Below are 556 nucleotides of genomic sequence, written 5' to 3'. Positions count from 1 at the left end.
GCTGGGAAAATTAAAAGTACTGTTCAGCATTAGGGCACGCTATGTAAAAATTGCTACGCAGTTAAAAAATGGGCTCAAAGCATGTGAAATATTACACAAAACAACGCCTATTAAAAAGGAACTGGAAGAACAGAAGAAACTAATTGATATCTTGGATAAAAAAATAGCTGCCATTGAACAGAGAATGTTCAGTGAAATCCAGACAGAGTCCAAGCTGCTAAAAACTTTCAGCAAAATAACCCAGGTTGTAGGTGTGGGGCCTATAACAGCGCTTAAGTGCATCATAGAGACAGATAACTTTACCAGTTTTAGCGATCCCAGAAAGTTCAACTGTCACTGTGGCCTGGCACCATTTCCATACAGATCCGGGAGCAGTATTCGAGGGAGAACAAAAACCAGCAAACTGAGGGATAAAGAATTAAAAGCGATTCTATTTAAAGCTGCTGGATCAGCAATACAGCACGATCATCAGTTGAAAGCGTACTATAAAAGGAAAATCAGTGAAGGCAAAAATAAACTTTCTGTTCTGAATGCTGTGGCTAATAAAATCGTGTTG

General features: G+C 39.0%; 1 protein-coding gene. It reads left to right on the top strand.

What is annotated here, in order from left to right; genetic code table 11:
• A partial coding sequence (locus RM541_RS17405) for an IS110 family transposase (RefSeq protein WP_311501404.1) occupies positions 1-556 on the top strand: 556 nt, incomplete at both ends.

Origin of the sequence: Autumnicola psychrophila, from assembly GCF_031846645.1 — a bacterium.
GTDB lineage: Bacteria > Bacteroidota > Bacteroidia > Flavobacteriales > Flavobacteriaceae > Autumnicola > Autumnicola psychrophila.
Note: the sequence above shows the minus strand (reverse complement) of the source record. Positions and strands in the feature narration are given on the sequence as shown.